The following is a 25,583-nucleotide window of genomic DNA, read 5'->3' as shown; positions in this document are numbered from 1 at the left end:
GGATGAACTCGATCCATCCCGACTCCCAGGGCGCGCCCGCCGACGACGCGCCGCCCTTCTCCGGCCTCACGCCCGATTGCGTACTCGATGCAGTCGACCGCGTGCTGATGCCCGCAGGCGCGCGTACCGATGGCCGCCTGCTGCCGCTCAACAGCTACGAAAACCGCGTCTATCAGGTGGGCGTCGAGGACGGCGCACCGATCGTCGCGAAGTTCTATCGGCCGAAACGATGGTCGAATGCGGCGATTCTCGAAGAGCACGCGTTCGTCGCGAGTCTCGTCGCGCGTGAGATTCCGGCCGTGCCCGCGCGCGCGCTCGATGGCACGACGCTGCACGAATTCGACGGCTTTCGCTTCTCCATCTTCGAGCGGCGCGGCGGACGCGCGCCCGACCTCGATCGCAGCGACACGCTCGAATGGCTCGGGCGCTTCATCGGGCGGATTCACGCGGTGGGCGCGGTCGAGCCGTATCGCGAGCGGCCGACGCTCGATATCGACACTTTCGGCTATGAACCGCGCGAGTTCCTGCTGACGCACGGCTTCGTTCCCGCCGATGTGCGCGAAGCGTGGGAAGCCGTCGTGTCGATGGCGCTCGAAGGCGTCGCGCGATGTTTCGAGCGCGCGGGCGATGTGCGGCACGTGCGTCTGCACGGCGACTGTCATCCGAGCAACGTGCTGTGGACCGACGCGGGCCCGCATTTCGTCGATTTCGACGACAGCCGCATGGGCCCGGCCATTCAGGACTTGTGGCTGCTCTTGCCCGCCGGACGCGCGGATGCATCGCGCGCGCTCACCGATCTGCTCGCCGGTTACGAAGATTTTTGCGAGTTCGATCCGCGCGAACTGCATCTCATCGAAGCGCTGCGCACGCTGCGGCTGATTCATTATTCGGCGTGGCTCGCGCGCCGCTGGAACGATCCGGCGTTCCCCGCCGCCTTCCCGTGGTTCAACACGCAACGTTACTGGGAAGACCGAATCCTCGAATTGCGCGAGCAAGTCGGCGCAATGCAGGAAGGCCCGCTTTGGCCCGTTTGAAATTTTTTGTGACATTCGCGGACTGTCAGGCGATCGCAAAGCGTTGAAAAGCGCTTTTCGGCATGTAATGATAACAATTCTCATTTGCCCGCCTGACATCGATCGCCGCGCGCGCGTGCGCGTTTAGCGATCGGGGCGCGGCTTTGCCTGCCAACGCCCGAATTCTGGAGAGACGCGTGAACGCGCCTGAAACCCTCAATACGCCGCCGTCCGCGACGGGCGGCTCGACGCATTACCGTCCGCATGGGCGTCTCATCGACGATGCCGAGCAGATCGTCCGCAAGAATCGCTCGCGCCGCTCGACCTTCCTGAAGTGGCTGCGCAAGGTGCATGGCTGGGTCGGTTTGTGGGGCGCGCTGCTGGGCCTGCTGTTCGGCGCGACGGGTTTTCTGCTGAATCACCGCGCGCCGCCGCTGCGCATTTCGACCGGCGAGCCGCAGGTTTCGCAGATGCAGATGCCGCTGCCCGCCGAAGGCTTCAAGTCGCCGCGCGACATGGGCGCGTGGCTGAAGAAGGAACTGAAGATCGACGGCAATCTCGGACGCGCGCGCAAGGAACCGGCGCATCCGGTCGGCTGGGGCGACAAGAGCACGATGCAGCCGGAACAATGGTCGGTGATGGTGGCATCGCCGGGCGGCAGCGTGATGGCGGAGTACTGGGTCGGCAACAATTTCGTGTCGGTGAAGCGCACCGAAAACACCTTCCTCGCGATGATGACCAACCTGCACAAGGGCGTTGGCCTAAGCGTGGGCTGGGTGCTGCTCATCGATACGTTCGCGGGCAGCATCATCCTGCTGTCGCTTACCGGCGTGCTGCTGTGGACCGAGCTGAACAAGAAGCGCACGGCGGGCGTGGTGATCGTGGCGGCGTCGCTGATTGCGGCGATTGTTTGCGGGTTGATTTGAGGGATTCGGGACGTCGATCACGCGGCCGACGTCCCCTTCCCCTTCCGCGGGTTATGCCGCGTCAGCCACAAATAAAGCCCGCTCCCGAGCACGACGATCGTCAGCACATCGAACGCGGCCCAGAAAATCTTCAGCGGCATGCCGCCGAAATCGCCGAAATGCAGCGGCTGCGAGCCGAGCAGCACCTTCAGATACCACGGCAACTCGCGTGAATCGGTGAGCGCGCCCGTCGATGCATCGACGAGCACAGGTCGCATGATCCGCGTCGTCAGAATGCCGTCGCCGCGCATCCACACGGCATAGTGATGCGGGCTCGCGAAGCGCGTTCCCGGAAACGCGACGAACGACGGAATCATCTCGGGCGCGACGCGTTGCGCTGTCTTCACGGCATCGTCGATGGAAGCGCGCACGACGACCGGCGGCTTGTCACGATACGGCGCGACCATCTGCGCGAGCTGATCGTTGCGCCATGCTTCGAGCATGAGATCGGCGAGCGTGTTGATCGAACCCGTCGCGCCGACGAGCAACGCCCACGCGAGCGTCAACATGCCGATGGCGTTATGCCAGTCGAGCCACACGATCCGCCGCTTCTTCTTCAGGCGCACGCGCCCGAGCCCGACCTTTCGCCAGAACGGCAGATACACGACGATACCCGACACGATCGCCGCGAGAAACACCACGCCCATCGCGCCGAGAAAGAGCTTGCCGAAGAGCCCGGCGAACATGTCGACGTGCAACTTCAGCAGCACGAACTTGAGCGAGCCTTTGCCGGGCGGCATGCCGAGGGGCTGGGCGGTGCGCGCATCGACGGTCGTACTGAGCGTATCGTCGGGCGGCGTGTCGGCTTTCGGCGCGGTGACGACGACCGGCAAAAGCGGATCGTCCGGCTCCCAGATCATGTATTGCGGCACATGGCCCGGATGCTCGCTCAGCGCCGCGCGCAACACCGCGTCGTAGCTCGCGCGCGCATTCGCCTGCGATGCAGGTAGCGCCGGCGCTTCGATCGCATCGCCGGTGAGGATGTCGAGTTCGTGGCCGAACACGAGCGGCAAGCCGGTCAGACACAGCAGCAACATGAACGCCGTGCAGACGAGACTCGTCCACCGATGCACGATCGACCATACGCGCAGCGCGTGCTGGCTCATGTGGCGCTTGTTCGCGGACGAGCGCGAGTCGGGCGATGCATCGGCGCGGGCGGGTGCGCGCTGGTCATCGCCGGTCAAAAACTTGCCGGGCATTCGATTGAATCGTTGAGCTGAAAGGGAAACGGCTGCGCGTCAGCCGAAGCCGGCCACACAAATGAGAATGATTATTATATAGCCGTCGCGCCCGTCCGGGCCGCGTTTCGTCAGGATTTTGTAATAATCAGACGCCGCAGACTTCGCCTTTTCCGGCAACCTCGCGCGCCGCTTTCGCGCCTTCCACCTGCAACAGTTCGGGCAACGACACGCCGTTCTTCGCCGCCGTCACTTCCGCGAGAATCGACACCGCGATTTCCGGCGGCGTCCGGCTGCCGATATAAATGCCTACCGGCCCATGCAACCGCGCCAGTTCGGCCTCGCTGAGATCGAACTCCTTCAGACGCTCGCGCCGCGCCGCGTTGTTGCGCCGCGAACCGAGCGCGCCGACGTAGAACGCGGGCGTCTTCAGCGCTTCCATCAGCGCGAGATCGTCGAGCTTCGGATCGTGCGTGAGGGCGATGACCGCGCAGCGTTCGTCGAGCTTCATCTCCATGACCGTGTCGTCGGGCATGGTTCGCACGATCGTCGTGCCGGGCACATTCCACTCTTCCGTGTATTCCTCGCGCGGATCGCACACGGTCACCTGATAATCCAGCCCGACCGCGATACTGCACAGATAGCGCGACAACTGCCCCGCGCCGATCACGAGCATCCGGTAACGCGGGCCGTGAATCGTCAGCAGATGCGCGTCGTCGAAGAGCACGCCGTCGGTGGCCTGCGCCGGTTCGAGGCGCGCCGCGCCCGTGGCCATGTCGAGCGTGCGCGCGACGAGCCTGCCGCTTTCCACCGCCGCGCACAATTCCGAGATGCCGCTTTCCATCGTCAGCGGCTCCAGCACGAGCTGGATCGTGCCGCCGCACGGCAAGCCGAAGCGATGCGCCTCTTCCGCGCTGATGCCGTACTTCACCGCTTCCGGCTTCGTCTGCTCGATGCCCCGCTGCCGCACGCGATCGATGAGATCGTCCTCGATGCATCCTCCCGACACCGAACCGACGACGTGGCCATCGTCACGCACGGCGAGCATCGCGCCTTCGGGTCTCGGCGACGAGCCCCATGTCTTCACGACCGTCACGAGCAGCACGCGATGTCCCTCTTCGAGCCATCGCGCGCTGTTCTTCAGGACTTCGAGATCCACGCTGTCCATGATTTCTTTCCCTTTTCCTTCTCTTCTGCGCCGCTTTCGTCTTGGTCGGCGGCTGCATCTTGCGATTCCTGGCCGCCTTGCAGCTGCGCGCTGAATCGCTTGAAGAATTCTCCCGCGATCTTGCGCGCCGCGCCGTCGACGAGCCGCGAGCCGATCTGCGCAAGCTTGCCGCCGACCTGCGCGTTTGCACTGTAACTGAGCTTCGTCGTGTCGGCTTCGTCGCCGGGTTCGAGGTTCACGGTCGCGCTGCCCTTGCTGAAGCCGGCCGCGCCGCCCTGCCCTTCGAAGACGATCGTGTAAGTATGCGGGGCGTCGATATTCGTCAGCTCCATTCTTCCCTTGAAGCGCGCTTTCACCGGACCGACCGCCGCCGTCATCGCGACGTTGTAGGCGTTTTCGCCATCGGCGTCGATGCTGTCGCAGCCCGGAATGCAGACCTTCAGGATCGACGTGTCGTTCAGCGCTTCCCACGCGCGCGCCTGCGGCACCGGCAACGTGTGTGTTTCGGTCAGTTCCATCTCGTGTCTCCAGTGTGCCGTGACAGCGCGGCCAGTTCGGCTCCGACCGCGCCGAGGCTGTCGAGGTTATGTGCCGCGAGCATTGCATCGACGTGTGGCAGGATCGCGCGCACGCCTCGCGCGCGCGGCGTGAAATCGGCGAAACGCAGCAGCGGATTGAGCCACACCAGCCGATGCGCGAAACGCCTGAGTCTTTGCATCTCGGCATCGAGCACGTCGACGGCTTCGTGATCGAGGCCATCGGTGACGAGCAGCACCGTCGCCCGACCGGCCAGCACACGCCGCGCCCAGCGCCGATTGAACTCCGCGAGCGTCGCGCCGATGCGCGTGCCGCCGGACCAGTCCGCGACGTTCTGTCCGAGCGCGGCAATGGCGACATCGGGATCGCGTTCGCGCAAGGCGCGCGTCGCGTTCGTGAGCCGCGTGCCGAACAGGAACACTTGCAGACGCTCGCGCGATTGCAATAGCGCGTGACAGAAGTAGAGCACGGCGCGCGAATACGCGCTCATCGAGCCGGAAATGTCGAGCAGCAACACGAGCGGCGGTCTGCGCTCGACCGCCGCGCGATATTTCCACACGGTCCAGTCGCCGCCCGAGCGCACGGCGTGTCGCGCGCTCGCTTTGAGATCGGCATGCGTGCCGCGCGAGCCCGCCTTCAGCCTGCGCGTCGGCTCCGTCGCGAGCGGCATCCGATGCGCGCGAATCTGATGCCGCAGCGTGCGCCATTCGTCGGCGCTGAGCGTGTCGAAATCGCGATGGCTCAAGCGTTCCTGCGCGCTGAACGTGATGCGCGCGTGCGCCTCTTCCGGCTTCGATTCCGGCGGCGGCGTTGTCGACGATGCCGCCGCGCGCGTCGCCAACGCATCGGCGAGACGGTTGTTGCGCTTCGGCGGCGGCATGCCGCTCTTCACCTTCGGCAGCAACAGCGCGCGCAGCTTGCCTTCCCAGTCGGGATCGCGCCAGAAAAGATCGAACGCCGCATCGAAGATGTCGCGTTCGTCGCTCGCGTGGACGAGCAAACACGCGAGCGTCGCGCGCACATCGTCGCGGCGATTCAGATCGACGAAGCGCAACGCGTCGAGCGCATCGACCGCGTGCGCCGGCGACATGCCGAGCCCCGCGCCGCGCAGAAGCCTCACGAAATGCACGACGTTGCGCGCGAACGGTTCCATCGTGGTCGTCATGGCGTGGCCGCGAGGCATTGCGCGAGCGTATCGGCGTCCATGCGCGCGAGATCGTCCTGATACTTCAGCAGCACGCCGAGCGTGTTCTGCACCGATTGCGGATCCAGTTCCGTCACCGACAACGCTGCGAGCGCGCGGCACCAGTCGATTGTTTCCGCGACGCCCGGCGCCTTGAAGAGATCCAGCGTGCGCAGCTCGTGCACGAACGCGACGGCGCGCTGCTGCAACGCCTGCCCCGCTTCGGGCGCGCGCGCCGCGACGATCGCCAGTTCGACATCGCGCTGCGGATAGCCGATCCACTGATAGAGGCATCGCCGCTTCAACGCATCGTGGACTTCGCGCGTGCGGTTCGACGTCATCACGACGAGCGGCGGTTGCGCCGCGCGCACCGTGCCGTACTCCGGAATCGACACCTGAAAGTCCGACAGCAATTCGAGCAGAAACGCTTCGAACGGCTCGTCGGCGCGGTCGATTTCATCGATGAGCAGAACGCGGCGCGCGTCGGGATTCGACGCATCGGGCAGCAAGGCCTGAAGCAGCGGACGCTTCAGCAGAAACTCGCTGCGATACAGCGAATCGTTCGACGGCGTTTCGCCCGACGCCTCCGCGAGCCGCAGCGCCATGATCTGCCGCGGATAGTCCCACTCGTATAGCGCGCTCGCGGTATCGAGCCCTTCGTAGCATTGCAGGCGCAGCAGCGTCGTGCCGCACAAGCCCGCCGCCGCCTTCGCGAGTTCGGTCTTGCCGACGCCCGGCTCGCCTTCGAGAAAGAGCGGCCGCTGCATCTTCAGCGCGAGAAAAAGCGCCGTCGCGAGCTCGCGGTTCGCGAAGTAGCGATGCTCGCGCAAGCGCGCGAGCGTCTCGTCGATGGATTGCGGCGCCTGTTCCGTCATCGCGGACTAGAACGACATCGCGCGCTCGATCGCGCGGCCCGCGAGCACCGGAATCAGATGCGCGCGATATTCGGCGCTCGCGTGCATGTCCGCGTTCAGCTCGTTGGGCGAGATCGTCACGCCGCGCGCCGATGCCACCGAAAAGTCCTTCGACAACGCCGCTTCCAGCTCCGCCGGACGAAACACCGAAGACGCCGCGCCCGTCACGCCGACGCGCACGCCGTCCTTGAACTTCGCGACGAACACGCCGACGAGCGCGAAGTGCGACGCGGGATTGCGAAACTTCTCGTAGCCCGCGCGCTCGGCCAGCGGAAACTCGACGGCCGTGATGAGCTCGTCGGGTTCGAGCGCGGTCGTGTACATGTCGATGAAGAAATCGTCCGCGGCGATGCGCCTTCTGTCGGTCACGACCGTCGCGTTCAGCGCGAGCACGGCTGACGGATAGCACGCCGCCGGATCGTCGTTGGCGAGCGAGCCGCCGATCGTGCCGCGCTCGCGGACCTGTCGATCGCCGATGCGTCCCGCGAGATCCGCGAGCCCCGGCAGCGCGCGCTGCACATCCGCGTTCGATGCGACCGCCGCATGAGACACCGCGCCGCCGATCGTGAGCTTGTCGCCGTCGAGCGTGACGTTTTTCATCGACGCGATGCGCGTCACGTCGACGAGCGCCGAGGGCTGTGCGAGCCGCAGGCGCATCGTCGGCAAGAGGCTTTGGCCGCCCGCGAGGAACTTGGCGTCGCCGTTGGCGGAAAGCACCGCGACCGCCGCCTTCGCTTCGTCCGCTTTCTGATAGTCGAATGAGTACATTTGCCGGTCTCCTCAGGCGCGTTGAGCGTTATGCATCGCGGTCCACACGCGATGCGGCGTCGCGGGCATCTGCAAGTCCTTCACGCCGAGCGGCGCGAGCGCATCGAGAATCGCGTTGATGACCGCCGGCGGCGAACCGATTGCGCCCGCTTCGCCGCAGCCCTTCACGCCGAGCGGATTGTGCGTGCACGGCGTGCCCTTCGCGGTCTCGACGGTGAAGTTCGGCAGATCGCTAGCGTGCGGCATCGCGTAATCCATGAACGAGCCGGAGAGCAACTGGCCGGTGCTGTCATCGTAGACGCAGCGTTCGAGCATCGCCTGGCCGATGCCCTGCCCCAGCCCGCCATGCACTTGCCCTTCGACGATCATCGGATTGATGACGTTGCCGAAGTCATCGACGGCCGTGAACTTTTCGATGCGCGTTTCGCCGGTGTCCTGATCGACCTCGACTTCGCACACATACGCGCCCGACGGATACGTGAAGTTGGTCGGATCGTAGAACGCGTTTTCGTTGAGGCCCGGCTCCATGGTTTCGAGCGGGAAGTTGTGCGGCACGTACGCGGCGAGCGAGACGTCGACGAACGATTTCGTGCGATCGGTGCCCTTCACGCGGAACACGCCGTTGGTGAACTCGATATCTTCCGCCGACGCTTCCAGCAGATGCGCCGCGATCTTCTTCGCCTTCGCTTCGACTTTATCGAGCGCTTTCATGATCGCGGAGCCGCCCACCGAAATCGAACGCGAGCCGTACGTGCCCATGCCGAACGGGATGCGCCCCGTATCGCCGTGAATGATCTCGACGTTCTCGATCGCGATGCCGAGCCGGTCCGCGACCACTTGCGCGAACGTCGTTTCGTGGCCCTGTCCGTGACTGTGCGAACCGGTGAAGACGGTGACGGAGCCGGTCGGATGCACGCGCACTTCGCCCGCTTCGAAGAGACCCGCACGCGCACCGAGCGCGCCCGCCACGTTCGACGGCGCGAGCCCGCACGCTTCGATGTAGCACGAATAGCCGATGCCGCGCAGCTTGCCCTTCTGCTTCGATTCGTCGCGCCGTTTTGCGAAACCCGCGACATCCGCGAGTTCCAGCGCGCGATTCAGGCACGCGTCGTAATCGCCGATGTCGTACGTGAGACCGACCGGCGTCGCGTACGGAAACTCGCGGATGAAATTGCGCCGCCTCAATTCGACGGGATCGATATTCAGCTCGCGCGCCGCCGTCTCGACGAGCCGCTCGACGACATACGTCGCTTCCGGCCGGCCCGCGCCGCGATAGGCATCGACGGGCACCGTGTTCGTGAAGACCGCTTTCACTTCGGCGTAGATCGCGGGCGTCGTGTACTGGCCCGCGAGCAGCGTCGCGTAGAGCACGGTCGGAATCGACGATGCGAACGTCGACAGATACGCGCCCATGTTCGCCGTCGTATGCACGCGCATGCCGATGAACTTGTTGTCCTTGTCGAGCGCGAGTTCGGCCTTGGTCACATGATCGCGGCCGTGCGCGTCGGAGAGGAAGGCTTCGGAGCGCTCGGCCACCCACTTGATCGGACGCCCGACTTTCTTCGATGCCCACGTCAGCGCGACATCTTCCGGATACAGGAAAATCTTCGAGCCGAAGCCGCCGCCGACATCCGGCGCGATCACGCGCAGCTTCGATTCCGGCAGCGACAGCACGAACGCCGCCATCAGCAAGCGCTCGACGTGCGGGTTCTGATTCGCGACGTAGACCGTGTAGCTGTCGTCGTGCTTCGAATAGCTCGCGTTGACCGCGCGCGGCTCGATCGCGTTCGGCACGAGCCGCTGATTCACGATATCGAGCGTCGTGACGTGCGCGGCTTTCGCGAACGCGGCGTCGGTCGCGGCCTTGTCGCCGTGGCCCCAGTTGTAGCAGACGTTGTTCGGCACGCTGTCGTGCACGAGCGGCTGCCCCGCGTCCGATGCGCTCGCCGTATCGACCGTCGCGGGCAGTTCGTCGTAATCGACCTCGATGAGTTCGAGCGCGTCCTTCGCCTCCTTCACCGATTCGGCGACGACGAGCGCGACCTGATCGCCGACGTGCAACACCTTGTCGTGCGCGATGACGGGATGCGGCGGCTCGTGCATCGGCGAGCCGTCGGTGCTGTGGATGAGCCAGCCGCACGGCAGTCCGCCGACGTTTTCGCCCGCCATGTCCTTGCCGGTGAAGATGCCGATCACGCCCGGCGACTTCAGCGCCGCTTCGATATCGATGCGCGCGATCTTCGCGTGCGCGTGCGGCGAACGCAGGAACACGCCGTAGCTTTGCTGCGGCATGACGACGTCGTCGGTGTACTGGCCCGCGCCCGTCAGGAATCGATAGTCTTCCTTGCGCTTCACGCCAGCGCCGATCAGTTTCTGTTGCTCAGGGGCATTCATCGCGATCTCCTTGGTCAAAGGCGCGATACATCGTGTGGAATGTGGATTGACGCGGAATCAGGCGCCCGCTTTCATGTTTTGCGCGCCCTGCAAGACCGCCTTGACGATGTTGTGATAGCCCGTGCAGCGACACAGATTGCCGTCGAGCTGCTCGCGCACTTCTTCTTCGGAGAGATTCGGCGATTGCGCAGCCAGCGCGCTCGCGCTCATCACCATGCCCGGCGTGCAGAAGCCGCACTGAAGGCCGTGACATTCCCTGAACGCCGCCTGCATCGGATGAAGCTGGCCGTCTTTCGCCATGCCTTCGATGGTCGTGACTTCCATGCCGTCCGCCTGCGCGGCGAGGATGTTGCACGACTTGATCGCGCGGCCATCGAGATGGACGGTGCACGCGCCGCACTGCGCCGTGTCGCAGCCGATATGCGTGCCGGTGAGCCTGAGTTGATCGCGGAGAAACTGGACGAGCAGAACGTGCGGTTCGACGGTGGCGGTCACCGGTTTCCCATTGACCGTCAGGCTGATGCTGAGCGCCATTTTCACTGTCTCCTAAGTGAGGACGATCCAGCTTCACGCCACGCACCTGCCATCTGCCGCCGTGAGCGTTCAGCCGGAATTGGTGTTATGTGTTTGTGACAATGAGTAAAACACAAATCGGCGGGCGTCGCTATCGGCGCGAACGTCCGTCCCAAACTCAAGGTTTTGCCGCTGCAAATGCAAAGCGCCGCCTCGAGGGCGGCGCTTTTGTGTCGAGCAAGGACGCTCAGTGCGTCACGGTCTCTCGCTGCTCGTGCGTTCGACGTCCGAGCACCGAATGGCGTCGCGAGTACAGGAAATAGATCGCGAGGCCGATCACGAGCCACAGCACGAACGCGATCCACGTCATCGCCTGAAGATTGACCATCAGGAACAGACACGACGCCACCGCCAGAATCGGCACGACCGGCACGCCGGGGCAGCGGAACGCGCGCGGCAAGTCGGGATGCGTGCGGCGCAGGATCAGCACGGCGATGGAGACCATCGAGAACGCGGCGAGCGTGCCGATGTTGATGAGCTCGGCGAGCACGTTGAGCGGCACGAGCGCGCCGATCAGACCGAAGAAAATGCCGACGATCCACGTCGTGAGGAACGGCGTCGCGTAGCGCGGATGCACCTTCGAAAGCCGCGCGGGCAAGAGGCCGTCGCGCGACATCGCGTAGATGATGCGCGTCTGGCCGTAGCTCATCACGAGAATCACGGTGAGCATGCCGAGCACCGCGCCGAGATCGATGAAGCCCGCGACCCAGTTCTGACCCGCGACTTGCAGCGCGAACGACACCGGATGCGGATTGTTCGCGAACTGCGGCGCGGGCACGATGCCGGTCACGACGGCCGCGACCGCCACGTACAGCACGGCGCACACCGCGAGCGACGAGATGATGCCGATCGGCAGATCGCGCTTCGGATTCTTCACTTCCTCGGCCGCCGACGACACCGAATCGAAGCCGATGAACGCGAAGAACATGACGGCCGCCGCGCCGAACACGCCGGACCAGCCGTTCGGCATGAACGGCTGCCAGTTTGCCGGCTTCACATGGAACACGCCGACCGCGATCACGAGCAGCACGATGGTCACTTTGATCGCGACCATGATGTTGTTCAGGCGCGTCGATTCCTTCACGCCGACCGAAAGCAGCCAGGTGATCGCCATCATCACGAGGAACGCGGGCAGGTTGAAGAACGTGACCTCGCCGGGCAACGCGCCGGGCGCGGCGGTGAGGACGGTCGGCAGCGAGATGCCGAAGCCGGCGAGCAGCGACTGCAAGTAGCCCGACCAGCCGACCGAAACGGCGGACGTCGCGAGCCCGTATTCGAGCATCAGATCCCAGCCGATGATCCACGCGGCGAGTTCGCCGAGCGTCGCATACGAATACGTGTAGATGGAACCGGCGACCGGAATCGTCGACGAAAATTCCGCGTAGGCGAGGGCGGCGAAGCAGCACGCGATCGCCGCGATGATGAACGAAATCATGAGCGCCGGGCCGGCCTGGACGGCGCCGGTGCCGGTCAGCACGAAAATGCCCGTGCCGATGATCGCGCCGATTCCGAGGAACGTCAGATCCAGGGCGCCGAGCGTCTTTTTGAGCGATGTGCTGTGCGCGCCGGCCAGCATGTGCTCGATGTTTTTCTTGCGGAACAACGACATTGCGATGAGTCTCCTTCTGGCGCGCGCGAGCGGCCGTTACCTCGGGAAAACCCGATATTTTATCGGAGACTCAGAGATTGCCTATCCATTGAGCATGCAACGCAGAATTGCGGCAATTTGTTACGATCCACCCGTTTTATCTAGCGCGAGATAAACCTACCCGGCGATGGCGGGATTCATGTCGACGAGACGGTTGCTCATCACATAGAACGTAAGCTCTGCGTTGTTGGCGAGCTTCATTTTCTCCAGCAACCGCGCGCGATAAACACTTACGGTCTTAACCGAAAGCGATAAGGCGTTCGCGATATCAGTGAGCCGTTTTCCCGAAGCAAGCATGCACAGCGTCTGATATTCGCGGTCCGATAGTTTCTCGTGCGGCAACCGGTCCGTATCGAGCGAAACGTAGGTTGCGAGGGCTTCGGCCATTTCAGGGCTCACGTATTTTCGGCCTGCGGCGACTTGCTGAATCGCGCCGATCATCAGCGCGGGGTCCGCCGTCTTCGACAGATAGCCCGCCGCGCCCGCCTTCAACGCGCGCACCGCATATTGATCTTCGCGATACATCGAAAACATCAGCACCGGCAGACGCGGGCTTTCGCGCTTGAGACGCTTCAACACGTCGATGCCGTTGATGTCCGGCAGCGAGATGTCGAGCATCGCGACATTGAGCGGGCGACGCGCGGCGAGCGCGAGCGCCTGCATGCCGGTCTCGGCCTCCAGCACTTCGGATGCGACGCCGCGTTCCAGCAGCAATTGCGCGACGCCGCGGCGCACGATGCCGTGATCGTCGGCGAGCAGGATTCTGAGCATCGCGGCGGCCTCAGGCGTTGACCACGCTGAGCGTGAAGAGGCCCGGACCCGCCGCAGCCCACGGAAAACGCGCGCGCACGCAAGTGCCGGCAGGCTTCGCCGCCGCGACGCGCAGATTGCCGCCGAGCGCCTCGCAGCGCGCGCGCATCCCGGAAAGGCCGAAGCGTCCGCTCTTGCGACGCGCCGCCGCGCTGATGCCGACGCCATCGTCTTCGACGAGCAGGATCACGCCTTGTCCGTCGAGCGCGACGGACACGCGCGCATGCCCGGCGTGCGCGTGACGCGCGACGTTGCCGAGCGCTTCCTGCATCACGCGAAAGAGCGCGAGCGACATGTCGTGCGACATGCGATCGAGACGCGCATCGTCGGGGCACGAGAAATCGACGGCGATCGCCGTGCGCGCGCCGAAATCCGCGATCCAGCCGGCCAGCGTGGCGGCGAAGTTGGCATCGAAAGTCGGCGTCTGCAATCCCTCGACGATGCGATGACTCGTCTCGCAGACATCCGCGAGCGCCGCGCGCGCCTGATGCAGCGCGTCGTCGAGCGCGGCGGGCGCATCGGCGGGCAGCCAGTGCTCGGCGCGAGCGAGCGCGATATTCGCGACGGTGAGCGCGGCGCCGCTCGCGTCGTGCAGGTCTTGCGCGAGCGCCTGACGCGCGCGCTCTTCGGTGGCGGCGAGCAGCGCGGCGAGTTCCTGGACGCGGGCGGTGAGACGCTGAATCTGACGGTCGCCCTTGAGCTTGGCGTCGATCAGCGCGGAATAGGGTGAGGCAAACGACGCGCCGGAGCATTCCGGCGACGGTGATGGAACCGCGCGCAGCGGAGCGCGGCGAATCGGGTTCTCATCGAGCGTGATCGTGGCCGACGGGTTCATTCACTATCCTCGCTTCGAGCGCAACTGGAGCTACGTCCTCGGGTAACTCACGAGCGGCGTAACCGAATTTACACTCAGTAACATCGTTGACGGACTACGGGATGGCCTGCGCCGTCAAAAAGTAAACGCATCATATCTCAAAAAAATGATAAATCCATGTCGCGCAAGGCTCCGGCGGTCGAACTTCATGTCGTTTACCAAGTCCGCTGCGCATAATGCGTAGGAAAAAGACCTACCGACCGTGGTCAATTTGTAGCAGCGACGCGCGTATGGTGATTTCGTCGAGGCGAAAAAAAACCGGAGCGCGAGGCTCCGGTTTGTGCAATCGCGACGTCGAGACAGCTTATCCGACGAACGCCTTTTCCACGACGTAGTGGCCAGGATGGTTGTTGCTGCCTTCCTGGAAGCCCATCGCGTCGAGCAGTTCGCGCGTGTCGCGCAGCATGTGCGGGCTGCCGCAGAGCATCACGCGGTCGTTTTCGACCGAGAACGGCTCGACCGAGAGATCGGCGAACAGCTTCTTGGTCTCGATCAGATCGGTGATGCGACCACGGTTCGCGAACTCCTCCCGCGTGACCGTCGGGTAATAGACGAGCTTTTCGGACACGATTTCGCCGATATGCTCATGCGCCGGCAAGTGCTCGGTGATGAAATCCTTGTACGCGAGTTCGTCGACGAAACGGCACGTGTGCGTCAGCACGATCTTCTCGTAGCGGTCGTAGACGTCCGGGTCCTTGATGATCGACATGAACGGCGCGAGGCCCGTGCCGGTCGACAGCAGCCACAGCGTCTTGCCGGGCAGCAGATTGTCGGCGACGAGCGTGCCCGTCGGCTTCTTGCCGATCAGCACGGAATCGCCCACTTTCAGATGTTGCAGGCGCGAGGTCAGGGGGCCGTCCGGAACCTTGATGCTCAGAAATTCGAGATGCTCTTCGTAGTTCGCGCTCGCGAGGCTGTACGCGCGCAGAAGCGGCTTGCCGTCGACTTCGAGACCCACCATCGTGAACTGGCCGTTCTCGAAGCGGAACGAGCTATCGCGGGTGCAGGTGAAACTGAAAAGCGTGTCGGTCCAGTGATGGACGCTCAGAACGGTTTGAGAATTAAGGTTGCTCATGGCTTCTTGAACTGTGCTCTAACTGTGCGAAAGCGGTGACGCTCTGACGCTCGCGCCTGGCTGGCGGCGGATGCCACGCCGGGCCGATGTCGAAAACAAAGCGCGCTACGAGGGCGCAACGAGGGGCGCTGCGCTGTCCGAACGGGACGATCGAATGGTGAAGGTCGCCGATTGATCCGAAACCCGCGATGCGAGGACAGCGATTCACGCCGCGCCACGCGTGAACTTCGCGCAAAAAAACTGACAGCCCGGCGCAATCGGCTATTTTAACCCGATAGTCGTTTCGCGGTCCGAACGTCGATACGGCGGCGGTGGCGCGCACGCGCGCCTCGTGGGCGAACGTGCGTGCAGAAGAAATGCACTTTCGGCTGACTGCGCGGCCGGTGGCCGGCCTCGGCGGCAACTCTTATCGCTGCGCAAAAGCCGCCGAGTCCGCATGATAGCAACGGATGCCGCGCATATCTCGAAATACCCTTCTGGCGAAAGGCCGCACGCGTGTCAGATGCGTTGATCCGTCGACGGTTTTTCCCACAGGTTGATGCCGCCTTCCTTCGCGTGCTGATCGATTTCCGCGAGTTCTTCGTTCGAGAAATCGAGATTCTTCAGTGCGCCGACGTTCTCGACGACTTGCTCCGCGCGGCTCGCGCCGATCAGCACCGAGGTCACGCGCCCGCCTCGCAGCGCCCACGCGAGCGCCATCTGCGCGAGGCTCTGGCCGCGCTTCTGCGCGAGATCGTTGAGCTTGCGGACGTGCGCGAGGTTCGCATCGCTCAGATGTTCCTGCTTGAGCGAGCCGCCGCCCGGTTTGTTGACGCGCGCGTCCTGCGGCACGCCATTCAGATACTTGCTGGTCAGCAGACCTTGCGCGAGCGGCGTAAACGCGATGCTTCCCGCGCCGATGTCGTCGAGCGTGTCGAGCAGGTCTTCTTCGATCCAGCGGTTCAGCATGTTGTACGACGGCTGATGGATCAGCAGCGGCACCTTGTGCTCGGCAAGCAGCTTGGCCATCTCGCGTGTTTTGGACGCCGAGTACGACGAGATGCCAACGTAAAGCGCCTTGCCCGAATGCACGGCCGTCGCCAGCGCGCCAGCGGTTTCTTCGAGCGGCGTATCGGCGTCGAAACGGTGCGAATAGAAGATGTCGACGTAATCGAGGCCCATGCGCTTCAGGCTCTGGTCGAGGCTCGCCAGCACGTATTTGCGCGAGCCGCCGCCTTGGCCGTACGGACCGGGCCACATGTCCCAGCCGGCTTTCGAGGAGATCAACAGTTCGTCACGATAGGGGCGGAAGTCGTCCTTGAAGATGCGCCCGAAGTTCGTTTCGGCGCTGCCGTACGGCGGGCCGTAATTGTTCGCGAGATCGAAATGCGTGACGCCGAGATCGAACGCCGTGCGCAGAATTTCACGTTGCGTGGAGATCGGCGTCGTATCGCCGAAGTTGTGCCACAAACCGAGCGACAGCGCAGGAAGTTTCAACCCGCTCCTGCCACAAGTGCGGTATTGCATCTGCGTGTAACGCTCGGAGGCTGCTTCGTAGGCCATGACGGATTTCCTCTGCGGATGGCGAATTGAACGGACTGGAACGGACAACGTGCATTTCACGCGGCACGCGCGGACACGCACGCTGTCGAGGGCGTCAATGGTAAGCCAATCGGGGCTGGGCGCGCACGGCACGCGATGCCGTCCCGCTATTCGGTATAGGCCGGATGGCCAGCAAGGGGAACGATCCAACGCGATCGCGGACAAAAGCAGATTCGTTTTGAAGGACCGCTACCCATGGATTCGATCGACAGACTTCGCCCCGCTTACGATTCGTTTAGTGCAATTGCCGTGACTTACGGCATCGATATTCTGCTGGCGCTGCTGATTCTCGCGGTCGGCTGGTGGATTTCGAACGCCGTCGCGAACACCCTGCGCCGCACGCTCGCTCGCACCAATGTCGATGCCACGCTCACCCCGGTGCTCGCCAGCCTCGCGTTGTGGGCGATCCGCGTCGTCGCGATCGTCGCCGCGCTCGGCAAGCTCGGCATTGCCGCCGCCAGCATCCTGACCGTGCTCGGCGCTGCCGGCCTCGCCATCGGCCTCGCGCTGCAGGGCACGCTGCAAAACATCGCGGCCGGCCTGATGCTCCTGCTGCTGCGTCCGTTTCGCGTCGGCGATTACATCGAAGGCGTCGGGACGACGGCGGGCACGGTCAACGAGATCGGACTTTTCACGACGCGCCTCACGAAAGCCGACGGCATCATCATGTTCGTGCCGAACAGCCTCATTTGGGCGAACGCCATCACGAACTACAGCGCGAACGATCGGCGTCGCGTCGTCATCAACTTTCAGGCACAGCATGGGCTGAAGGTCGAGCGTGTGCTCGAGGAACTGCGCAAGCTGATGAGCGACGATCCGCGCATCGTGCAGGACGGGCCGTCGGCGCCGTGGGTCGCCGTGACCGATTACACGGACACCGGCGTCAAATACAACCTCGGCGCGTGGACGAGCAGAAGCGATCATCAGTACGTGATGGCCGACCTCCTGCGCAAGATTCAGCCGTACACGCGCGAGCAGGCGCAGGCGGCGTGAGTGGACGCGCGAGCGCCGACCCGCTAACCTGACGCGCTTTTCCAGCCAAGAGACCACGCCATGACCCGAGCGATTTCCGTTGCGCTGCTAGTCGGCGGCGTCGTGCTGCTGTATTTCGGCGGCCAGTCGTTTCATTCGCTCTCCAGCGACGTCGCGCGCTTCTTCACCGGCTCGCCCACGAACAAGACCATCTGGCTGATCGCGGGCGGCATCGTCGCGTCGCTCGCCGGGCTGATCGGCCTCACGATTCCGTCGAAACGCTGAAACGCTGCGACGTCAAACGAGCGGCACTTCCGGCTTCGACGCCGAGCGCGTGCCGGGCAGCGCCGCGTTGCTCGCGCCGCGATACGTGAACACGAGCGAGAACTTCACCTGATCGGTGAGGTTCTTGCCCGCCGAATGCAGCGTGTTGCAGTGGAAGAACACGACGTCGCCCGGTTCCAGCGCGGGCGACACCGCCGTGCGGATCAGCGCGGCATTCTCGGGCAAGTCGGAGCGGAAGAATTTCGCGTCGTCGAAGCGATCCGATGTGAACGGCAGCTTGTGCGACATCGGCACGAACCACAGCGCGCCGTTTACCACCGTTTCGTTGCCGAGCGCGACCCACGCGGAAACGAGATCGTCGCGCTCGAACGCCCAGTAGCGCACGTCGCGATGCCAGCCGGTCAGGCTGCCGTACGCCGGGTGCTTCGTCATCATGCAGTTGTGATGCGCGCGCGACAAATACGGCGTCTCGCCGAAATACAACTCCATCCATCCGCGCACTTCCGGCGATGTCGCGAACTCCGCGTAAAGCGGATGCCGCGCGTAGGCGTCGAGCAGGCGGCGCACGGTGTGTCCGCCGGGCGCGTCCTTCGAATCCGGCGCGCCGGGATATTTCAGATCGGCCTCGAACTCGACCGGCGCGGCGGCCTCGGCGAGTTGCCGGCGCGCGACTTCGAGCATCGCGTCGCGGCGTTCCTGCGAAACCAGCCCTTTCACGATCACGTAGCCGTTTCGACGCAGCTCGTGCACCTGTTCCTTCTTCGATTTCAGCAGGTTTTGATCAGACATTTCAGTTCTTGGCTCCGGCGGCTTTCGAATTTCTTCATGCCGTCGACGCTATATCCGGAATTGGGGCGAATACGGGGATTGTAAATCCGGCAGCGCAGGAAGGCCCATGCGAGAACGCTTCCGCCGATTTTTATAAGCAGCCGCTTCATGAAACGGCAGGGAAAACGCGGACTTACCCGGGTAATACTGGTCCTGTACATTGATCCGCATCAATTCGGTGCAACTTCGCAAATGCTGTTGAATCGAAGCGTTGAACTTCATTTTTGAGACGACTATCGTCGAGTCTGCTTCCACGCAAACCGACCTTTCCCGCCGACATGAACCACCGAATCGCTATCGGACTTACTCGCGTCGCATCGCGAGCCGCGCGTCCTGCGCGCCGCGGCATGATCCGCGCGCTGCGCCATCACTCCACCCGCACGCAATTGCTCGCCGAGCAACTGAAGAACGTGCATCCGGTCGACGGCATCCGGTCGTGGTTCCGCGGGTTCTTCTTCAATCTGCGCGTGCGCGCGGCCTCGCGCCGGGTGTCGTTGCGCGCGCTGTTGCGCCGTCCGGTGCAGTTGCGCGCGCCCGCGCCGAAGCCGAAAGCGGCTGCGCTGACGAGCCGTCGTCCGCGTCGCGTGTCGGCGACGAGCGCCGGCTGGTACGCGTTCGCGGCGCGCTGAATCGCGCAATCGCGCAATCCCTCACTTGCGCTCGGCCTCGTCGAGCGTCGGATAGTCCGTGTAGCCTTTCTCTCCGCCGCCGTAGAACGTCGCCTCGTCGGGCGCGTTGAGCGGCGCGTTCATCCTGAAGCGCTCGACCAAATCCGGATTCGCGAGAAACGCGCGACCGAAAGCCACGGCGTCGGCTTCGCCTCGTTCGATGCGCGCATTGGCTTCTTCCGCGGTGTATTCGCCGCAGACGATGATCGCGCCGTCGTAAGCCTCCCGCAGCGCGTCTCGATAGCCGTCCGAAAGCGGCGCGCCGCCCGCCCAGTCGCCTTCCGCCAGATGCAGATACGCGATGCCGATGCGCTTCAGCTCGCGCGCCAGATACAGCGATGACGCTTCGCCTTCATCGTCGTGCAGATCGAATCCCGTGAAGTTCGGCGATATCCGGATGCCGACGCGATTCGCGCCCATCACGCCCGCGACCGCCTCCAGCACATCGACGACCAGCCGCACGCGATTTTCGATGCCGCCGCCGTACTCGTCGGTGCGATGGTTGGTGCCCGTCGCCATGAACTGATGCAGCAGATAGCCGTTGGCCGCGTGGACTTCGATCATGTCGAAATCGGCGCGCTTGGCGCGATGCGCGGCATCGACGAACTGCAGCACGATGCCCGGCAACTCGCCGATCTCAAGCGCGCGCGGTTCGTCGGCGTCGGTCATGCCATAGGTGCCGTCATCGTGTCTCACGAACACTTGCGTGTCGCGCGCGCGGATCGCGGACGGCGCGACGGGCGGCGCATCGCCCTCCTGCAGCAATCGATGCGACACGCGCCCCACATGCCACAACTGCGACGCGATGCGCCCGTGCCGCGCGTGAACCGCGCCCACGACGGCTCTCCATCCGGCTTCCTGCGCGTCGGAATAGATGCCGGGCGTCGCGACATAACCCTGACCTTGCCGCGAAACCTGCGTCGCCTCGGTCACGATGAGTCCCGCGCCCGCGCGCTGCGCGTAATAGTGCGCGTTCATTTCGCTGGGTACATCGCCGGGCTGCGACGCGCGATTGCGCGTGAGCGGCGCCATCACCACGCGATTCGGCAGTTCGAGATTGCCGATTGTGACGGGAGAAAGAAGCGTTTCGAACGGCATGACGGCTCCGTGGATGATCGGTTTTGCCGTCCGGTTCGGTCGCAAGAAACGCGCCGCGCAGGCGAAAAAAAACCGACAAGCGCGATGCTTGCCGGTTCTTGTCCCGCGCGTTCGGCGAATGGCGTTACGCCACGCTTGCGACCGGCTCCGTGCCCGCCGCTTCGGCCAGCATGAGCGCCTTGTCGGTGGCTTCCCACGAGAATTCAGGCTCTTCGCGGCCGAAGTGACCGTATGCCGCCGTCTTTTCGTAGATCGGGCGCAGCAGATCGAGCATCTGGATGATGCCCTTCGGACGCAGATCGAAATGCTCCAGAACGAGCTTCGTGATTTCGGCATCCGACACGCGGCCCGTGCCGAACGTGTTCACCATCACTGAAGTCGGACGTGCCACGCCGATTGCGTACGAAACCTGGATCAGCGCGCGCGATGCGAGACCGGCCGCGACGATGTTCTTCGCGACATAACGTCCCGCGTACGCCGCCGAGCGGTCGACCTTCGACGGATCCTTGCCCGAGAACGCGCCGCCGCCGTGCGGAGCCGCGCCGCCGTACGTGTCGACGATGATCTTGCGGCCCGTCAGACCGCAGTCGCCCTGCGGACCACCGATGACGAAGCGGCCCGTCGGGTTCACCAGAAACTTGATGTCGCCCTTGATGAGTTCCTTCGGCAGCGTCGGCTTGATGACTTCCTCGATCACCGCTTCGCGCAGTTGCGGCAGGTCGATGTCCGGCGAATGTTGCGTCGACAGCACGACCGTATCGATGGAATGCGCGCGGCCATCGACATAACGCACGGTGACTTGCGACTTCGCGTCCGGACGCAGCCAGGGCAAACGGCCATCGCGACGAAGGTTTGCCTGACGCTCGACGAGGCGATGCGAAAGGTGGATCGGCAGCGGCATCAGTTCGGGCGTTTCGTCGCAGGCGTAGCCGAACATGAGGCCCTGGTCGCCCGCGCCCTGATCGAGATTGTCGTCGTGCGCCTTGTTCACGCCTTGCGCGATATCCGGCGATTGCTTGTCATACGCGACGAGAACCGCGCAGCCGCGATAGTCGATGCCGAAGTCGGTGTTGTCGTAACCGATGCGCTTGATGGTGTCGCGCGCGACCTGGATGTAATCGACGTTGGCGGTGGTCGTGATTTCGCCCGCGAGGACGACGAGACCGGTGTTGCACAGCGTTTCCGCGGCGACGCGCGAATATTTGTCCTGCGACAGAATGGCGTCGAGGATGGCGTCGGAGACTTGGTCGGCAACCTTGTCCGGGTGGCCTTCGGAAACGGATTCGGAAGTAAAGAGGTAGTCGTTCGACACGCTTCAGACTCCAATAAAAGTACGGTTGATATTCACGTAGCCGTCTTCTTTTGGAGTCTGAAGCGGCGACGCTTTAGCGGATGTGCTTCCAGGCCGGCGCTTCTCGAAAGTAAGAAGACTCCGACCCGCTTCGCCCCGCAAGTTGTCCATTAACTCGGCGAAGGTTTTATTATACCGGTTTCCTTAGTTTTCACAGAATTGACCCTTTTGACTTCCTCGGTCCCGCTCCACTCGTCCGCCCGCCGGAGCGAGTCATGCTAGGTCGTATCGGCGTGGCGCTCGCCATCGGTTTTCTCAAATTCCTCGCGGTGATTCCATACGGCATCACCGCGCGTTTCGGCGACGGCCTCGGCTGGCTGCTCTATCAGATTCCGAGCCGTCGCAAGCGCATCGTCCATACGAATCTGAAGCTGTGCTTCCCCGAGTGGTCCGACGAAAAACGCGAGGACATCGCGCAGAAGCACTTTCGGCACGCGATCCGCAGTTACGTCGAGCGCAGCGTGCAATGGTTCGGCTCCGCGAAGAAGCTAGAAAAGCTGATCGAAGTCGATAGCGCCATCGATCTCACCGATCCCGATCTTCCGCCCACGCTCTTTCTCGGACTGCATTTCGTCGGCATCGAGGCGGGCTCGATCTTCCTCAACTACTCGCTGCATCGGCGCTGCGGTTCGCTGTATCAGCCGTTTTCGAATCCGCAGATCGAGGAACTGGCGAAGAGACAGCGCGCCCGTTTCGGCGCCGACATGGCGAGCCGCGCCGACAGCGCGCGCATCGTGCTGCGCTGGCTGCGCGATCGCAAACCCGTGATGCTCGGCGCGGACATGGACTACGGCATGCGCAACTCCACGTTCGTCCCGTTCTTCGGAATCCCGACGTGCACGCTGACCGCCGTCGGCCGGCTCGCGAAGACGGGCAAGGCGCAGGTCGTGCCCTTCATCGGAGAAGTTTTGCCGAACTACAAGGGTTATCGGCTGAAAGTCTTCAAACCTTGGGAAAATTATCCGAGCGGCGACGACGAGGCCGACGCGCGCCGCATGAACGCGTTTCTGGAAGAGCAGATTCCGCGCATGCCCGAGCAATATTATTGGGTGCACAAGCGCTTCAAGACGCGCCCGCCGGGCGACCCGAGCTTTTATTGACGCCCGAATCGCGCGAAACGCGGCATCGCGGCTCACATACAATAGCGGCCATGAAACTGAAATTCACAAAAATGCAGGGCGCGGGCAATGACTTCGTCGTGCTCGACGGCTACACGCAGGCGCTCGATCTGTCCGCCGAACAGGTGCGCGCGCTCGCGAACCGTCATTTCGGCGTCGGCGCGGATCAGTTGCTGCTCGTGGAAAAGCCGACGATCGAAGGCGTCGACTTCAAGTACCGCATCTTCAATTGCGATGGCGGTGAAGTCGAGCATTGCGGCAACGGCGCGCGCTGCTTCGTGAAGTTCGTCCGCGACCGGCGTCTGACGGATGCATCGACGGTGCGCGTGCAGGTGCAAAACGGCGTCATCACGCTGACGATGCAGGAGAACGGCGAAGTCGTCGTCGATATGAGCACGCCGGTGTTCGATCCGCCGAAAGTGCCGTTCGACGCGCAAGGTCTCGAAGGCCGGAAGGAAGGCAACGACACGCTCTGGCCGCTCGACGTGAACGGCTCGATCAACGACCGGCGCTGGATTTCCGTCGTGTCGATGGGCAATCCGCACGCGGTCCAGATCGTCGATGACGTCGAGGCGTATCCCGTTCTGACCGAAGGTCCGCTCGTCGAACGTCACGCGCGCTTTCCAAAGCGCGTCAATGCGGGCTTCATGGAGATCGTCGATCGGCATTCGGTGAAACTGCGCGTCTACGAGCGCGGCGCGGGCGAAACGCTCGCGTGCGGCACGGGCGCATGTGCGGCGGTGGCGGCCGGCATTCGCCGCGGCCGGCTCGATTCGCCCGTTCGCGTCGAGACGCACGGCGGCACGCTCACGATCAGCTGGGACGGCGCGAAGAACGAAACCGCCGCGCTCTTCATGGCCGGGCCCGCCGCAACGGTCTTCGAAGGCGAGATCGAGCTCGATCGCATCGTTTAACGCATACACGTCACCATGAATCCACGCGAAGTCGCCGACTATCTGCTCGACAACCCTGATTTCTTCGTCGAGCACGCGGAACTGCTCGGCACCATCCGGCTTTCGAATCCGCACGGCAAAGCGGCCGTGTCGCTGCAGGAACGCCAGATGGAAATGCTGCGCGACAAGAACAAGCAGCTCGAACGGCGTCTCGCCGAATTGCTGCGCTACGGCCACGAAAACGACAGCATCTCGACCAAGTTCAATCGCTGGACCGTGCGCGTAATCTCGCAGCGCGATCCGTACGCGCTGCCCGCGACCATCAGCAAGGGGCTGTGCGAAATCTTCGACGTGCCGCACGCCGCGCTGCGCGTGTGGGATATCGACGAAGCTTATCGCCAAGCCGATTTCGCCCGTCAGGTCGGCGAGGAAGTACGCCTTTTCACGACCGGTCTCGCCGCGCCGTACTGCGGCGTGAATACCGGCTTCGCCGCCGCGCAGTGGCTGGGCGCGGCGAACTCGGCATCGGCGACGGTCGCGCCGAGCGACGGCCCGTCCGACATCGACCGCAAGATCGAATCCGTGTCGCTCATCGCACTGCGCGATCCGCAAGCCGGCCCGGATGCGCCGAGCTTCGGCCTGCTCGTCATGGGCTCGCCTGATCCGCGCCGCTTCCACGACGGCATGGCGACGGATTTCCTCACGCAGATCGGCGCGCTCGCGAGCGCCGCGCTGTCCCGCCTGCTGCCGCATTGACGATGAACGCCGCCGCCGACGTGATCGCCGACTATCTCGCGATGCTCGAGCATCAGCGGCATCTTTCCGAGCACACGCTGCGCGGCTATACGCACGAGTTGAGCGAGCTGCGCGCGCTCGCCAAGGATCGTCCACTGGAATCGCTCACATCCGCCGATATTCGCGGCGCGGTCGTGCGCGCGCACGCGAGCGGATTATCGTCGCGTTCGATCGCGCATCGGCTGTCGGCATGGCGCGCGTTCTATCGATGGCTCGCCGAGCGCGTCGAGATGCCCGCGAATCCGGTCGCGACGGTGCGCGCGCCCAAGCGCGAAAAGACACTGCCGAAGGCGCTTTCCGTCGATGACGCCGCGAGGCTGATGGACGCGCCGCAAGCCGATACGACCGAAGCGCTGCGCGATCACGCGATACTCGAACTGTTCTACTCGTCGGGTCTGCGGCTCGCGGAACTGGTCGGGCTGGACGTTCGCCACGTCGACACTGCCGAACACCGGTCCGAAGGCTGGATCGATCTGGAAGGCGCCGAAGTCACGGTGCTCGGCAAAGGTAAGCGGATGCGCAAAGTGCCGGTCGGCAGCAAGGCGGTCGAAGCGCTGCGCGCCTGGCTCGCCGTGCGCGACGAGTTCGTCAAGCTCGAACCGCACGCGCTCTTTCTCTCGGTGCGCGGCAACCGCATGTCGCCCGGCGTGGTGCGCGAACGCGTGAAGCGGCTCGCGCTGCTCGCGGGCATTCCGTCGAATGTGCATCCGCACGTGCTGCGGCATTCGTTCGCCACGCACGTCCTGCAATCGAGCGGCGACCTGCGCGCGGTGCAGGAACTGCTCGGCCATGCAAGCATCACGGCCACGCAGATTTATACATCGCTCGATTTTCAGCATCTCGCCCGCGTCTACGATGCGGCGCACCCGCGCGCGAAGAAGCGCGATTAACTCC

General features: G+C 64.0%; 25 protein-coding genes. 9 read left to right on the top strand and 16 right to left on the bottom strand.

The genetic code is table 11. The features are described 5' to 3' along the window. Window positions 1–2: 2 nt before the first annotated feature. On the top strand, window positions 3–1,034 hold the full coding sequence (locus NCS03_RS00290) for a serine/threonine protein kinase (protein ID WP_008352310.1): 1,032 nt from the start codon (window positions 3–5) through the stop codon (window positions 1,032–1,034). Between the two features lie 176 nt (window positions 1,035–1,210). Further along, entirely contained in the window at window positions 1,211–1,939 is a 729-nt protein-coding gene (locus NCS03_RS00285; protein WP_239294358.1) for a PepSY-associated TM helix domain-containing protein, read from the top strand. Between the two features lie 17 nt (window positions 1,940–1,956). On the opposite strand, the gene NCS03_RS00280 is transcribed toward NCS03_RS00285, so the two are convergent. From NCS03_RS00280 to mgrA, 13 genes are all read right to left on the bottom strand, one after another. Beyond that, on the bottom strand, window positions 1,957–3,177 hold the full coding sequence (locus tag NCS03_RS00280; protein WP_250528612.1) for a PepSY-associated TM helix domain-containing protein: 1,221 nt from the start codon (window positions 3,175–3,177) through the stop codon (window positions 1,957–1,959). A gap of 127 nt (window positions 3,178–3,304) precedes the next feature. Further along, window positions 3,305–4,324, bottom strand: a complete 1,020-nt coding sequence (locus tag NCS03_RS00275) for an XdhC family protein (RefSeq protein ID WP_175979682.1) — start codon at window positions 4,322–4,324, stop codon at window positions 3,305–3,307. After that, window positions 4,297–4,842, bottom strand: coding sequence for an SRPBCC family protein (locus NCS03_RS00270; protein ID WP_008352328.1), 546 nt, complete (start codon window positions 4,840–4,842; stop codon window positions 4,297–4,299). The genes NCS03_RS00275 and NCS03_RS00270 overlap by 28 nt, the downstream gene beginning before the upstream one ends. Then, window positions 4,833–6,026: a vWA domain-containing protein gene (locus NCS03_RS00265; protein WP_250528611.1), complete on the bottom strand. Its 1,194-nt coding sequence runs from the start codon at window positions 6,024–6,026 to the stop codon at window positions 4,833–4,835. Before NCS03_RS00265 ends, NCS03_RS00270 begins: the two co-directional genes overlap by 10 nt. Then, window positions 6,023–6,919 carry an AAA family ATPase gene (locus NCS03_RS00260; protein ID WP_008352332.1) on the bottom strand — a complete coding sequence of 299 codons (897 nt, stop codon included), beginning with the start codon at window positions 6,917–6,919 and terminating at the stop codon, window positions 6,023–6,025. The genes NCS03_RS00265 and NCS03_RS00260 overlap by 4 nt, the downstream gene beginning before the upstream one ends. A gap of 6 nt (window positions 6,920–6,925) precedes the next feature. Beyond that, on the bottom strand, window positions 6,926–7,726 hold the full coding sequence (locus tag NCS03_RS00255; protein WP_008352333.1) for an FAD binding domain-containing protein: 801 nt from the start codon (window positions 7,724–7,726) through the stop codon (window positions 6,926–6,928). 12 nt (window positions 7,727–7,738) lie between these two features. Beyond that, window positions 7,739–10,120 (bottom strand): xanthine dehydrogenase family protein molybdopterin-binding subunit, encoded by a 2,382-nt coding sequence (locus NCS03_RS00250; protein WP_250438595.1) that lies wholly within the window; start codon window positions 10,118–10,120, stop codon window positions 7,739–7,741. 57 nt (window positions 10,121–10,177) lie between these two features. Next, window positions 10,178–10,654, bottom strand: a complete 477-nt coding sequence (locus NCS03_RS00245; RefSeq protein WP_008352336.1) for a (2Fe-2S)-binding protein — start codon at window positions 10,652–10,654, stop codon at window positions 10,178–10,180. A gap of 226 nt (window positions 10,655–10,880) precedes the next feature. Then, a complete protein-coding gene (gene bcaP / locus NCS03_RS00240; protein WP_284504238.1) occupies window positions 10,881–12,302 on the bottom strand; it encodes a branched-chain amino acid transporter BcaP in 1,422 nt (473 codons plus the stop codon). A 156-nt stretch (window positions 12,303–12,458) separates the two neighbouring features. Next, on the bottom strand, window positions 12,459–13,112 hold the full coding sequence (rqpR, locus tag NCS03_RS00235) for a response regulator transcription factor RqpR (protein ID WP_250528610.1): 654 nt from the start codon (window positions 13,110–13,112) through the stop codon (window positions 12,459–12,461). Between the two features lie 10 nt (window positions 13,113–13,122). Further along, window positions 13,123–13,986, bottom strand: a complete 864-nt coding sequence (locus NCS03_RS00230; protein ID WP_250435379.1) for a sensor histidine kinase — start codon at window positions 13,984–13,986, stop codon at window positions 13,123–13,125. A 343-nt stretch (window positions 13,987–14,329) separates the two neighbouring features. Next, window positions 14,330–15,100 (bottom strand): ferredoxin--NADP reductase, encoded by a 771-nt coding sequence (locus tag NCS03_RS00225; RefSeq protein WP_008352345.1) that lies wholly within the window; start codon window positions 15,098–15,100, stop codon window positions 14,330–14,332. 498 nt (window positions 15,101–15,598) lie between these two features. Beyond that, window positions 15,599–16,642, bottom strand: coding sequence for an L-glyceraldehyde 3-phosphate reductase (gene mgrA / locus NCS03_RS00220; RefSeq protein WP_250528609.1), 1,044 nt, complete (start codon window positions 16,640–16,642; stop codon window positions 15,599–15,601). Between the two features lie 234 nt (window positions 16,643–16,876). Between mgrA and NCS03_RS00215 the strand changes: the two genes are divergently transcribed. Both NCS03_RS00215 and NCS03_RS00210 read left to right on the top strand, forming a co-directional pair. Beyond that, window positions 16,877–17,674, top strand: coding sequence for a mechanosensitive ion channel family protein (locus tag NCS03_RS00215; protein WP_008352348.1), 798 nt, complete (start codon window positions 16,877–16,879; stop codon window positions 17,672–17,674). 60 nt (window positions 17,675–17,734) lie between these two features. Next, the gene (locus NCS03_RS00210; RefSeq protein ID WP_008352349.1) at window positions 17,735–17,938 is read left to right on the top strand and encodes a DUF3185 family protein; all 204 of its coding nucleotides are present in this window, start codon (window positions 17,735–17,737) and stop codon (window positions 17,936–17,938) included. A 12-nt stretch (window positions 17,939–17,950) separates the two neighbouring features. On the opposite strand, the gene NCS03_RS00205 is transcribed toward NCS03_RS00210, so the two are convergent. Further along, a complete protein-coding gene (locus tag NCS03_RS00205) occupies window positions 17,951–18,727 on the bottom strand; it encodes a phytanoyl-CoA dioxygenase family protein (protein WP_250528608.1) in 777 nt (258 codons plus the stop codon). A 317-nt stretch (window positions 18,728–19,044) separates the two neighbouring features. On the opposite strand from NCS03_RS00205, the gene NCS03_RS00200 reads away from it, so the two are divergent. Then, window positions 19,045–19,395 carry a hypothetical protein gene (locus tag NCS03_RS00200; protein WP_174447735.1) on the top strand — a complete coding sequence of 117 codons (351 nt, stop codon included), beginning with the start codon at window positions 19,045–19,047 and terminating at the stop codon, window positions 19,393–19,395. A gap of 21 nt (window positions 19,396–19,416) precedes the next feature. On the opposite strand, the gene NCS03_RS00195 is transcribed toward NCS03_RS00200, so the two are convergent. Together NCS03_RS00195 and metK are read right to left on the bottom strand one after the other, a co-directional pair. After that, window positions 19,417–20,532 carry an alkene reductase gene (locus NCS03_RS00195; protein ID WP_250528607.1) on the bottom strand — a complete coding sequence of 372 codons (1,116 nt, stop codon included), beginning with the start codon at window positions 20,530–20,532 and terminating at the stop codon, window positions 19,417–19,419. Window positions 20,533–20,656: 124 nt separating this feature from the next. Further along, window positions 20,657–21,844 (bottom strand): methionine adenosyltransferase, encoded by a 1,188-nt coding sequence (metK, locus tag NCS03_RS00190; protein WP_008352353.1) that lies wholly within the window; start codon window positions 21,842–21,844, stop codon window positions 20,657–20,659. Between the two features lie 254 nt (window positions 21,845–22,098). Between metK and NCS03_RS00185 the strand changes: the two genes are divergently transcribed. The 4 genes from NCS03_RS00185 to xerC are packed head-to-tail and all read left to right on the top strand — an operon-like array spanning window position 22,099 to window position 25,579. Further along, window positions 22,099–22,983, top strand: coding sequence for a lipid A biosynthesis lauroyl acyltransferase (locus NCS03_RS00185; RefSeq protein WP_008352354.1), 885 nt, complete (start codon window positions 22,099–22,101; stop codon window positions 22,981–22,983). A gap of 50 nt (window positions 22,984–23,033) precedes the next feature. Next, complete coding sequence (gene dapF, locus NCS03_RS00180) at window positions 23,034–23,915, top strand: diaminopimelate epimerase (protein ID WP_008352356.1); 882 nt, start codon at window positions 23,034–23,036, stop codon at window positions 23,913–23,915. Between the two features lie 15 nt (window positions 23,916–23,930). Beyond that, window positions 23,931–24,650 carry a DUF484 family protein gene (locus NCS03_RS00175; RefSeq protein WP_008352358.1) on the top strand — a complete coding sequence of 240 codons (720 nt, stop codon included), beginning with the start codon at window positions 23,931–23,933 and terminating at the stop codon, window positions 24,648–24,650. A 2-nt stretch (window positions 24,651–24,652) separates the two neighbouring features. Then, entirely contained in the window at window positions 24,653–25,579 is a 927-nt protein-coding gene (xerC, locus tag NCS03_RS00170) for a tyrosine recombinase XerC (RefSeq protein ID WP_239294365.1), read from the top strand. Window positions 25,580–25,583 lie beyond the last annotated feature (4 nt).

This window comes from Caballeronia sp. ATUFL_F1_KS4A (genome assembly GCF_023630905.1).
GTDB lineage: Bacteria > Pseudomonadota > Gammaproteobacteria > Burkholderiales > Burkholderiaceae > Caballeronia > Caballeronia zhejiangensis.
Note: the sequence above shows the minus strand (reverse complement) of the source record. Positions and strands in the feature narration are given on the sequence as shown.